We start from the raw sequence: 12,336 nt of genomic DNA on the forward strand, positions 1-12,336 counted from the left end.
AGATTGACTCGCTGATGGTGTACGGAACGGCTGGTCAGGGGGCAACGGCGATGGACGACGGGACGCAGGACGCGCGGGGTACCCATGCGAACCCTGTGCCGCGCCCGGCGGTGCCGCGGGACGCTCCCGCGATGCCACCGCGCCCGGCCGGGCCGCCGGGCACGCCCGCGGCCTCCGGAGCACCGGCCGCGCCGCAGGCACCCGGGTACGAGCAGGCCGCGCGGCAGCGCTCGGCCGTCGCCGAGTGGCTCGACCAGCCACGCCCCGCCGCCGGACCCGGCATCTGGCGCCTGGGCTACCGCCCGCCGAAGGGCGCGCAGGCGCCGGACCGGCTTCCCCCGATCACGATCGTCGGTCTGCTGATCCCGCTGGCCGTGGCGCTGCTGGTGTGGTCGCTGTGGCGCCAGGGCAGCGTCCCCTACGAGTGGGCGGTGCTGAAGCTGTTCACCCCGGACGACTGGTGGTGGGGCGGCACGGTCACCCCCAAGGGCATGCAGGGCAGCGAGGCGATCGTCGTCTACAACGGCGTGTTCTTCGCCGTCCTGGTCTACGCCGTCGGCCGGCTCGGCAGCTGGCCCGACGTCCTGCGCCACTTCGTCGGCCGGCGCCCGCAGCCCGCACGGGCCCTGCTCGCGGCCGTCGGCGCCCTGATCACCCTGAGCCTCGTCTTCCCGAACGCCTTCGGCGCCGGCTGGGACGCGCTGCCGGTCGTCGACCCGCTGTTCTCCCTCGTGGTCCTGATCTCCGGCGGCTACGACCTGTTCGCCTCCCAGCTGTTCACCGACGGGCTGTACGCGCTCATCACCGGGCTGGTCCTGTGGCCGTTCGCGCGGATCGGCGGCTGGTGGGCGTACGCGAGGGAACTCGCCGCGCGCCGTGCCGCGGCGGGGGACCCCACCGCGGCACCGGCAGCGGACCTGCCGCGGTCGCAGTGGCCCGAACTGCGGCACGCGGGGCAGCGCGAGGCGGCCGACCTGCTGACCGCCGAGGTGGCCGGCGGCCGGATGAACGACGTGGACTGCGCCCGGGTGGAACGCGTCTGGGCCCAGGCCGGCGGCGGCGCGCGGACGGCCGCCTTCGCGGACACCGTGCTGCGCCAGGGGGCCGCGGCCTGGACCCACCCCTCCGGGGCCCGCGACCTGCCCGGCCGCAGCGCGCGGCACGACCTGCTGGAGGGCCAGGTACGCATCGGACGGTGGGTGCCGGGGGAGCGGACCCCCCGCGCCTACCACGGCGTCGGCGCGGCCGTGGACCAGGACGTCCTCGGCACCTCCCTCCTGCTGGTCGGACCGCCCGGCTCCGGCAAGACCCGGCACGTCGTCGAACCGGTCACCGAGGCGCTGGCGCTGCAGGCGCTCACCGGGCGCTGCGCCCTCGTCGCCGTCTCCGCCGCCGGTACCTCGCTCGGACCGGACTCGGCCTACGACGTCGTGGTCCGGATCGGGGACCCCGCCTCCGTCCACGACCTCGACCCCTACGCCGAGACCGAGGACCCGGACGAGGCCGCCGGCTTCCTCGCCGAGGCCCTCGTGGGCGACCTCGACACCGTCGGCAGCCGGAGCGCCGCCACCGCGCTCGCCCAGCTGCTCGGCCCCTACCGGGCGGTGCACGGGCACTTCCCGCCGCTGCCGGTGCTGCGCGAACTCCTGGAGGGCGAGCCCTCGGCGCTGTCGTCCCTGCGGACGGCCCTGGCGGGCGACGAGCACGCCCTGATGCGCCGCGAACTCGACGCCCGGCTGCGGCAGGCCGCAAACCCGGCCGACGCCGGACCGGCCCTCGCCGACCGGCTGGCCCTGCTCGACCGCCCGGTCTTCGCCGACTTCTTCGGCGTCTCGGGCGGCAGCCGGCCCTTCTCGCTGCGGGCCGTGGCCCACCATCCGCTACGGGTCCGCATCGACCTGCCCGAGCGTGGACACGAGGAGGCCTCCCGGCTGCTCACCCGGCTGATCCTGGCGCAGTTCGGCAGCGTCGTACGGGACGGCGGGCGCCCGCACTTCGCGTGCCTGGTCCTCGACGACGCCACCGGGACGGTCACCACGGAGTCGGTACGGCGGATCCAGCGCCTGCGCTCCCAGAACGCCGGCGTGGTCCTCGCGCTGCGCACCGTCGCCGATGTGCCCGAGGCGCTGCACGGCCCGCTGTTCGGGGCCGTCGGCTGCCGCATGGCGCTCTGCGGCGTCACCACCTGGGACGGCAGCCGGTTCGCGCACGCCTGGGGCACCGAGTGGGTGGAGACCAAGGAGGTGGCCAAGCACACCGTCTTCGCCGACCAGCCGATGACCCGCGCCATCCACGCCCTGCGCAAGCTGGTCACCGGCAAGGCCGTGACCACGGACGCGGTGACCGTGAAGCAGGTGGAACGGGAGCGCTGGTCCGCCTCCGAGCTGGCCCACCAGGTCCCGGCCGGGCACGCGGTGCTGTCGCTGACGAGCGTGCGGGGCGAGCACGCACCGCCGCTGCTGGTCGATCTACGGGACTGAGCCGTCGTCCCTCGGACAGCTGGACGACCGGTTCCATCGGACATCTGGACGAGCGCTGCCCACGCGACCGTACGGTGAGGCAGAATCGGCATAGGTCGTTCATACATGGCGGCCAAAAGATCACAATGATCACCCGATCTTCTCAGACCTGAAGGCCTCATGCCCCCCACGCTCGCCTCGCTCGTCCACCACTCCGCGCTGAAGCTGACCGTGCGCGCGGGCGAGGACCACCTGGACGTGCCCGTCCGCTGGGCCCACGCCAGCGAGCTCGCCGATCCCGTGCCGTACATGGAGGGCGGGGAGCTGCTGCTGATCACCGCGCTCAAGCTGGACGCCGAGGAGCCGGAAGCCATGCGCCGCTATGTGAGGCGGCTGGCCGGGGCCGGCGTCGTCGGGCTCGGCTTCGCGGTGGGCGTCAACTACGACGAGATCCCCAAGGCGCTGGTCGACGCGGCCCAGGAGGAGGGGCTGCCGCTGCTGGAGGTGCCCCGGCGCACGCCCTTCCTCGCCATCAGCAAGGCGGTGTCGGCCGCCATCGCGGCCGACCAGTACCGGGCGGTCACGGCCGGGTTCGCCGCCCAGCGGGAGCTGACCAAGCAGGCCCTGAACGCCGGACCGGAGGGGCTGCTCGCCGCGCTGGCGGCCCAGGTCGACGGCTGGGCGGCCCTCTACGACGCCTCGGGCGCCGTGGTGGCCACCGCGCCGGAGTGGGCGGGGCGGCGGGCCGCCCGGCTCACGGCGGACGTCGAGCGGCTGCGGGACCGGCCCGCGCCCGCGTCGGCGGTGGTCGGCGGCCCCGAGACCGAGGACCGCGTGGAACTGCACTCCATCGGCACCGGACGGCGCCCGCGCGCCGCACTCGCCGTCGGCACGGCCGCACCGCTGGGCACCGCGGAACGGTACGCCGTCCACTCCGCCATCGCCCTGCTCACCCTCACCACGGAACGGTCGCGGTCGCTGCACGTCGCCGAGCAGCGGGTCGGCGCGGCCGTACTGCGCATGCTGCTCGCCGGACAGCCGGACCACGCCCGGGCCGTCGCCGGGGACCTGTACGGCGGGCTGCTGGACGCGCCGTTCCGGTTGATCATCGCCGAGTCGGCCTCCGCGTCGGCCGCCCGGGCGCACGCCGACGCCCACGCGCGCGTACCGGCCGCCCAGCCGCCGGTCACGCCGTCGGCCGCCCTGCCGGGCCCCCCGGCCTCGGCCTCCCCGCCGCCGACGGCCCCGACGGCACCGACGGCCAAGTCCCGGTCGGCCAAGTCCGTGGCCGCCAAGCCCTCCACCGCCGGGCCGGCGGTGGCCGACCACGGCGGCGATCCGCTCGCCGGCCTCTGCGACGTCGTGGAAGCGGCGGCCGCGCGCGCCGGTGAGGCCGTGCTTGTCGTTCCCGAGGGCGAGCGGCTGGTGGTACTGGCCGCGGACGGGGGCGCGGCCGTGGCGGCCTGCGCCGCGTACGCGGCGGGACTGGAGGCCGCGCGGGCGGCGGCCGTGCAGGAGCGGCCGGGCGGCGGCGGCGAGGACGAACTGGTCGTGGGACTGTCGGCACCCGCCGGGCCGATCGCGGCCGCCGCCGCGTACAAGCAGGCCGAGCAGGCGCTGTCGGTGGCGCGGCGGCGGGGGCGGGTGTGCGTGGAGCACGACCAGCTGGCGTCCGGCTCGGTGCTGCCGCTGCTCGCCGACGACGCGGTCCGGGCGTTCGCCGACGGGCTGCTGCGGGCGCTGTACGAGCACGACGCCACCGGACGCGGGGACCTGGTTGCCTCGCTGCGCGCCTGGCTGTCGCGGCACGGCCAGTGGGACGCGGCCGCGGCCGACCTCGGAGTGCACCGGCACACGCTCCGGTACCGGATGCGCAGGGTCGAGGAGATCCTCGGACGTTCCCTGGACGACCCGGACGTACGGATGGAGCTGTGGCTGGCGCTGAAGGCGACGGCGGCGGAGTGAACCGGGCGCCTCTTGGGCCGGTCCCGCCCGCCGGGTAGGCCAATTCGGCGTGTCCCCCGCCCACACTGCTACGACTCGGACAAACGATCCCCGGCCGCCTCCGCCCTACCGTGGACCACGCAAGCGCAAGAACACACCCACCACACCCACAGCGGAAGGGCCGGGACTCGCACATGACTTCCACCCACGCCTTCTGGCTCGCCGGCCGCCAGGTCACCGGCGAGGACACCTTCGACGTCACCAACCCGTGGGACGGACGTCTGGTCGGCAAGGTCAGCGTGCCGACCGACGCCCAGGTCGAGGAGGCCGTGGCCGCCGCGTACGCCGTGCGGGACGAGTTCGCCGCGACCCCGGCCCACGTGCGCGCCGCCGCCCTCGACCACGTCAGCAAGCGCCTCGTCGAGCGGACCGAGGAGATCGCGCAGCTGATCTCCGCCGAGAACGGCAAGCCGATCAAGTGGGCCCGGGGCGAGGTCGGCCGTGCCGTCTCCGTGTTCCGGTTCGCCGCCGAGGAGGCCCGGCGGTTCAACGGCGGCGAGGCCCAGCGCCTCGACACCGACGGCGGCGGCCAGGGGCGCCTCGCCCTCACCCGCCGTTTCCCCAAGGGCGTCGTCCTCGGCATCGCGCCGTTCAACTTCCCGCTGAACCTGTGTGCCCACAAGGTCGCCCCCGCGATCGCCGCCGGCGCGCCCATCATCCTGAAGCCGGCCCCGGCCACCCCGCTGTCCGGCCTGATCATCGGCGACCTGCTCGCCGAGACCGACCTGCCCGCCGGCTCCTGGTCGATCCTTCCGGTCACCAACGACCGCATGCCCGCCCTGGTCCAGGACGAGCGCCTGCCGGTCATCTCCTTCACCGGCTCGGAGAAGGTCGGCTACGCGATCATGGACTCGGTGCCGCGCAAGCACTGCACCCTGGAGCTGGGCGGCAACGGCGCGGCCGTCGTCCTCGCCGACTACGCGAGCGACGAGGACCTGGACTGGGCCGCGAGCCGCATCGCGACCTTCTCCAACTACCAGGGCGGCCAGTCCTGCATCTCCGTGCAGCGCGTGATCGCCGACGCCTCCGTCTACGACCGTCTGCTGCCGCGCATCGTGGCCGCCGTCGAGGCCCAGGTCACCGGCGACCCCACCGACGACAAGACCGACGTCGGCCCGCTGGTCAGCGAGGACGCCGCCCAGCGCGTCGAGGCGTGGGTCGACGAGGCCGTCGCCGCGGGCGCGAAGCTCCTCACCGGCGGCAAGCGCGACGCCGCCTCCTACGCGCCGACCGTCCTCGCCGACGTACCGGCCGACGTCACGATCTCCTGCGAGGAGGTCTTCGGACCCGTCCTCACCGTGCAGCGGGTGGACGGCGAGGCCGAGGCGTTCGCGGCCGTCAACGACTCCAAGTACGGCCTGCAGGCGGGCGTGTTCACCCACGACCTGCAGACCGCCTTCCGCGCCCACCGCGCCCTGGAGGTCGGCGGCGTGGTCGTCGGCGACGTCCCGTCCTACCGCGCCGACCAGATGCCCTACGGCGGCGTCAAGCAGTCCGGCGTGGGCCGGGAGGGCGTCCGGTTCGCGATGGACGACTACACCTACGAGCGCGTCCTCGTCCTGACCGGACTCGCCCTGTAACCGCGACCGACCGCGAAGCATCTGCCGACCGACGGCCGGAGCCCACTGTGCGGGGGCTCCGGCCGTCGGCGTACACGCTCCTGGTCGGGGCGTGACCATGGGGACGACCCGGGGGTTGTCCCCATGGTCATCCGCCCACGCGCTCGATAGCGTCGGGGGCGTTCGACCCGCACGGCGCACCCGACCCGCGCTCGTGCCGGGTGCCGGTACAGACACGGGGGACATGGATGCATCAGCGGCTTCGCTGCCTCGGGATCTTCGTCGCGGCCGCCGGAGCGGCCGCCTGCGGGCTGGTCGCGTGCGGCCCGGTGCACAGGGAGACCTTCCAGGACGACAGCGCTCTGCCCAGCGGGATCACCGCGGTACGACTGGAGGCCGGCTCGGGTGACGTCAACGTGCACGGCACCCACGGCAACGGCTCTGCGCCCGGTGGCTCCCTGCACCGCAAGGTCCAGTACAGCGGCGACAAGCCCGGCGCGACCCACCGCGTCGAGAACGGAGTCCTCGTCCTGCGCGGCTGCGGCGAGGACTGCACGGTGAACTACGTCGTCGACGTGCCCGCCGGTGTCCCGGTCAGCGGCACGGCCTCGAGCGGCGAGGTCAGCCTGGCGGAGGTGGGCGCGGTCGAGGTGGCCACCAACTCCGGCGGCATCGAGATCGACGGGGCGTCCGGCCCGGTGGACGCACGCACCAGCAACGGCCCTATCAGCGGGAAGGGCATCGCGGGCCGCCGCATCCGGGCGCAGACCTCCAACGGCGCCATCGACCTCACCCCCGACACACCCCAGGACGTGCAGGCCACGACGTCCAACGGGGACATCACCCTCACCGTGCCCAAGGCCCGCTACAAGGTGACCGCCCACACGAGCAACGGCGACAAGCACGTCGACGTACCCGACGACCCGGCCGGCGCCCACGAACTCGCCCTGAAGACCAGCAACGGCGACATCACCGTCAAGAACCCCTGAGCCCGCCGCCCGACGAGCGACAGCGCCCGGTACTCCGGCACCGCGGGCGACCGGTGCCGGCGGGCCCTGCCGTCACCCGGACGGACCATCCGCCCCACCCGGAGTGCCGGGCCGTTCCGTCCGCCCCCTGGCCTTCGCCGCGCCCTGACGCGATGCTGGTGGCAACCGCACGGAAACAGGCGGCGACAGACGGGGGACCGCGAGCCTCGGCGCACGAGGGGTGGTGGGTCCGCCCGGGATCGGGTACATACGATCCAGTAGCACCGGTCAGTAACGTACCGCCCCAAGATCCCTATTCGCGGCGAGGTGAGCCTCATGTCCGCACCAACGACCAAGAAACCCACCGTCACCGAGCGTGAGGCCCGTCAGGTGGCGGAGGCCGCCCGGGAGCAGGACTGGCGCAAGCCCAGCTTCGCCAAGGAACTGTTCCTCGGCCGCTTCCGGCTCGATCTCATCCACCCCCATCCGCTGCCGGCCGACGAACACGTCCAGCGCGGCGAGGAATTCCTCGCCAAGCTGCGCGACTTCTGTGAGACCAAGATCGACTCGGCCCGCATCGAGCGCGACGCCCGGATCCCGGACGAGGTCATCACCGGGCTCAAGGAGCTCGGCGCCTTCGGCATGAAGATCGACACCAAGTACGGCGGTCTCGGCCTGACCCAGGTGTACTACAACAAGGCCCTGGCCCTGGCCGGCTCGGCGAGCCCCGCGATCGGCGCCCTGCTCTCCGCCCACCAGTCGATCGGCGTACCGCAGCCCCTGAAGATCTTCGGCACCCAGGAGCAGAAGGACACCTTCCTGCCGCGCTGCGCCCGCACCGACATCTCGGCCTTCCTCCTCACCGAGCCGGACGTGGGCTCCGACCCGGCACGCCTGGCGACCTCGGCCGTGCCCGACGGGGACGACTACGTCCTCGACGGCGTCAAGCTGTGGACGACCAACGGCGTCGTGGCCGATCTCCTCGTCGTCATGGCCCGCGTGCCCAAGTCCGACGGACACCGCGGCGGCATCACCGCCTTCGTCGTCGAGGCCGCCTCCGAAGGCGTCACGGTGGAAAACCGCAACGCCTTCATGGGCCTGCGCGGCATCGAGAACGGCGTCACCCGCTTCCACCAGGTCCGCGTCCCCGCCGCCAACCGCATCGGCGAGGAGGGACAGGGCCTGAAGATCGCCCTGACCACCCTGAACACCGGCCGGCTGTCCCTGCCCGCCATGTGCGCCGGCGCCGGGAAGTGGTGCCTGAAGATCGCCCGCGAGTGGTCCGCGGCCCGGGAGCAGTGGGGCAAGCCGGTCGCCCTGCACGAGGCGGTCGGCTCGAAGATCTCCTTCATCGCGGCCACCACCTTCGCCCTCGAGGCCGTCCTCGACCTCTCCTCCCAGATGGCCGACGAAAACCGCAACGACATCCGCATCGAGGCCGCCCTCGCCAAGCTCTACGGCTCCGAGATGGCCTGGCAGATGGCCGACGAACTCGTCCAGATCCGCGGTGGCCGCGGCTTCGAGACCGCCGAGTCCCTCGCCGCCCGCGGCGAACGCGCCGTCCCCGCCGAGCAGATGCTGCGCGACCTGCGCATCAACCGCATCTTCGAGGGCTCCACCGAGATCATGCACCTGCTGATCGCACGTGAGGCCGTCGACGCCCACCTGTCGGTCGCGGGCGACCTGATCGACCCCGACAAATCCCTGTCGGACAAGGCGAAGGCGGGCGCAAACGCCGGCGTCTTCTACGCCAAGTGGCTGCCCAGGCTGATCGCGGGTCCGGGCCAACTCCCGCGCTCCTACGCCGAGTTCCACCCGGCCGGGCACACCGACCTCTCCCCGCACCTGCGCTACGTCGAACGCCACGCCCGCAAGCTCGCCCGCTCCACCTTCTACGCCATGTCCCGCTGGCAGGGCCGGATGGAGACCAAGCAGGGCTTCCTCGGACGGGTCGTCGACATCGGCGCGGAACTGTTCGCCATGAGCGCGTCCTGCGTCCGGGCGGAACTGCTGCGCAGCCAGGGCGACCACGGGCGCGAGGCCTACCAGCTCGCCGACGCCTTCTGCCACCAATCACGCATCCGTGTCGCGGAGCTCTTCGACCGCCTGTGGACCAACACCGACGACCTCGACCGCAAGGTGGTCAAGGGCGTCCTCGGCGGCGCCTACGAGTGGCTGGAGCAGGGCGTCATCGACCCCTCCGGCGACGGCCCCTGGATCGCCGACGCGACGCCCGGCCCGCCGCGACGGGAGAACGTGCACCGGCCGATCAGGTGACGACCTGCCACCGGCAGCCCGATGGCACCGCCCGGCGGTCGCGGCGACGAGCACATCGACCGCGCCCGCCGAGCGGCGCCCGACCTGCCCTCCTTCGGGGCCGCCGTCACGGGTGACCTTCCTCGCCCCGGTACGGTTCACCGCCCGGGAGAGGGACGCGCTGTCCTCCCCGCCGGTCGTTGCGGCAACAATGGAGGGATGAGCGACAGCCCAGCCCCTCTCGCCGACCCGCATCTCGTCTTCGACCCCGTCGCCGCAGACGGCCCCAAGGACGTGGTGATCCTCGGGTCCACCGGGTCCATCGGCACCCAGGCCATCGACCTGGTGCTGCGCAACCCGGACCGCTTCCGGGTCACCGCACTCTCGGCCAACGGCGGACGGGTCGGCCTCCTCGCCGAGCAGGCGTACCGGCTCCGCGTGCGGACCGTCGCCGTCGCCCGTGAGGACGTCGTACCGGCCCTGCGCGAGGCGCTCTCGGCGCAGTACGGGACGACGGGGCCGCTCCCCGAGATCCTCGCCGGACCCGACGCCGCCACCCAGCTCGCCGCCTCCGACTGCCACACCGTCCTGAACGGAATCACCGGCTCCATCGGACTCACCCCGACACTCGCCGCCCTCGAGGCGGGCCGCACCCTCGCGCTCGCCAACAAGGAGTCGCTCATCGTCGGCGGCCCGCTCGTCAAGGCCCTCGCCAAGCCCGGGCAGATCATCCCGGTCGACTCCGAGCACGCCGCCCTCTTCCAGGCCCTCGCGGCCGGCACCCGGGCCGACGTCCGCAAGCTCGTCGTCACCGCCTCCGGCGGCCCCTTCCGCGGCCGCACCAGGGACGAGCTCGCCCACGTCACCGTCGAGGACGCCCTCGCCCACCCCACCTGGGCCATGGGCCCGGTGATCACCGTCAACTCCGCGACCCTGGTCAACAAGGGCCTGGAAGTCATCGAGGCACACCTGCTGTACGACATTCCCTTCGACCGCATTGAGGTCGTCGTGCACCCGCAGTCGTATGTCCACTCGATGGTTGAGTTCACCGACGGATCCACACTCGCCCAGGCGACGCCCCCCGACATGCGCGGGCCCATCGCCATCGGCCTCGGCTGGCCCGAACGCGTCCCGGACGCGGCGCCCGCCTTCGACTGGAGCACGGCGTCGACCTGGGAGTTCTTCCCGCTGGACAACGACGCCTTCCCCTCGGTCGGCCTCGCCCGGCACGTCGGGCAGCTCGCCGGCACCGCCCCGGCCGTCTTCAACGCGGCCAACGAGGAATGTGTCGACGCGTTCCTGCGCGGAGCACTGCCCTTCAACGGAATCATGGAGACCGTGACACGAGTGGTGGAGGAGCACGGCACACCCCGCACGGGAACCTCCCTGACCGTGCCGGACGTCCTCGAAGCGGAGACCTGGGCCCGCGCCCGGGCCCGCGAACTGACAGCGCAGATGGCGACCGCGGAGGCGCGTGCATGACGTCCCTGATGATGATCCTCGGCATAGTCGTCTTCGTGATCGGCCTGCTGGTCTCCATCGCGTGGCACGAGCTGGGGCATCTGTCCACCGCGAAGCTCTTCGGCATCCGCGTGCCCCAGTACATGGTCGGCTTCGGCCCGACCATCTGGTCGCGCAAGAAGGGCGAGACGGAGTACGGCTTCAAGGCCATCCCGTTCGGCGGCTACATCCGCATGATCGGCATGTTCCCGCCCGGACCCGACGGCCGCATCGAGGCCCGCTCCACCTCGCCCTGGCGCGGCATGATCGAGGACGCCCGCTCGGCCGCCTTCGAGGAGCTCGGGCCCGGCGACGAGACCCGCCTGTTCTACACGCGCGCCCCGTGGAAGCGGGTCATCGTGATGTTCGCGGGCCCGTTCATGAACCTGATCCTCGCGATCGCGCTGTTCCTCACCGTGCTGATGGGATTCGGCATCTCCCAGCAGACGACGACGGTCAGCTCGGTCTCCCAGTGCGTCATCGCACAGAGCGAGAACCGCGACACCTGCAAGAAGACCGACGCGCCCTCCCCGGCCGCGGCGGCGGGCCTGAAGGCGGGCGACAAGATCCTCTCCTTCAACGGGGTGAGGACCGACAACTGGAACCAGCTCTCCGACCTGATCCGCGCCAACCCCGGCAAGGAGGTGCCGGTCGTCGTCGAGCGCAAGGGCCAGGACGTCACCCTGCACGCGAAGATCGCCACCAACCAGGTCGCCAAGAAGGACTCCCACGGTCAGATCGTCCAGGGCCAGTTCGTCAGCGCCGGGTTCCTCGGCTTCAGCGCCGCCACCGGCATCGTCCGCCAGGACTTCGGCCAGTCCCTGACCTGGATGGGCGACCGCCTCGGCGAGGCCGTCGACTCCATCGCGAGCCTGCCCGGCAAGATCCCGGCCCTGTGGAACGCGGCCTTCGACGGCGCCCCGCGCCAGCCCGACTCCCCGATGGGCGTGGTCGGCGCGGCCCGCGTCGGCGGCGAGATCTTCACCCTGCACATTCCGCCCACCCAGCAGCTGGCCATGGCCCTGATGCTGGTGGCCGGCTTCAACCTGTCCCTGTTCCTCTTCAACATGCTCCCGCTCCTCCCACTCGACGGCGGCCACATCGCCGGCGCCCTGTGGGAGTCCCTGCGCCGCCACCTCGCCAAGGTCATGCGCCGCCCCGACCCGGGCCCGTTCGACGTGGCGAAGCTGATGCCGGTGGCGTACGTGGTGGCGGGGATCTTCATCTGCTTCACCGTCCTCGTCCTGATCGCGGACGTCGTCAACCCGGTCAAAATCTCCTAGCCACGCGCTGTTCACGGCGGCCGGGCAGGGTCTTTGCCCGGCCGCCTTCCATTGAGTGGGTTTGCCGGGTGGGATGTGCTCGCGCGAGCAGCCGTGCCGTAATCTCGAAGCCTGGAGCCCGCCGCTGACGGGACCGGACCTTGATCCACGACTTGGGGTTGCACAGCAGATGACTGCGATTTCTCTCGGCATGCCGTCCGTTCCGACCAAGCTCGCCGAGCGCCGGAAGAGCCGGCAGATCCAGGTCGGATCGGTGGCGGTGGGCGGGGACGCGCCGGTGTCGGTGCAGTCGATGACGACGACTCGT

7 protein-coding genes and 1 pseudogene are annotated in these 12,336 nt (G+C 72.7%); all 8 read left to right on the forward strand.

Features of this window, described 5'->3' with window-relative positions:
* Positions 1–50: 50 nt before the first annotated feature.
* Entirely contained in the window at positions 51–2,480 is a 2,430-nt protein-coding gene (locus tag AB0A61_RS27855) for an ATP/GTP-binding protein (protein WP_361297771.1), read from the forward strand.
* A 159-nt stretch (positions 2,481–2,639) separates the two neighbouring features.
* Positions 2,640–4,424 (forward strand): PucR family transcriptional regulator, encoded by a 1,785-nt coding sequence (locus AB0A61_RS27860; protein ID WP_361297774.1) that lies wholly within the window; start codon positions 2,640–2,642, stop codon positions 4,422–4,424.
* Between the two features lie 173 nt (positions 4,425–4,597).
* Complete coding sequence (locus AB0A61_RS27865; protein ID WP_361297777.1) at positions 4,598–6,043, forward strand: aldehyde dehydrogenase family protein; 1,446 nt, start codon at positions 4,598–4,600, stop codon at positions 6,041–6,043.
* A gap of 227 nt (positions 6,044–6,270) precedes the next feature.
* A complete protein-coding gene (locus AB0A61_RS27870) occupies positions 6,271–7,011 on the forward strand; it encodes a DUF4097 family beta strand repeat-containing protein (protein WP_361297780.1) in 741 nt (246 codons plus the stop codon).
* 315 nt (positions 7,012–7,326) lie between these two features.
* Entirely contained in the window at positions 7,327–9,267 is a 1,941-nt protein-coding gene (locus AB0A61_RS27875; RefSeq protein WP_361297783.1) for an acyl-CoA dehydrogenase family protein, read from the forward strand.
* 198 nt (positions 9,268–9,465) lie between these two features.
* Positions 9,466–10,728: a 1-deoxy-D-xylulose-5-phosphate reductoisomerase gene (gene dxr / locus AB0A61_RS27880; protein WP_361297786.1), complete on the forward strand. Its 1,263-nt coding sequence runs from the start codon at positions 9,466–9,468 to the stop codon at positions 10,726–10,728.
* 8 nt (positions 10,729–10,736) lie between these two features.
* Entirely contained in the window at positions 10,737–12,029 is a 1,293-nt protein-coding gene (locus tag AB0A61_RS27885) for a site-2 protease family protein (RefSeq protein ID WP_361297804.1), read from the forward strand.
* Between the two features lie 169 nt (positions 12,030–12,198).
* Positions 12,199–12,336: pseudogene (locus AB0A61_RS27890) on the forward strand (4-hydroxy-3-methylbut-2-en-1-yl diphosphate synthase); the annotation flags it as partial.

Origin of the sequence: Streptomyces sp. NPDC046197, assembly GCF_040646295.1 — a bacterium.
Taxonomy (GTDB): Bacteria; Actinomycetota; Actinomycetes; order Streptomycetales; family Streptomycetaceae; genus Streptomyces.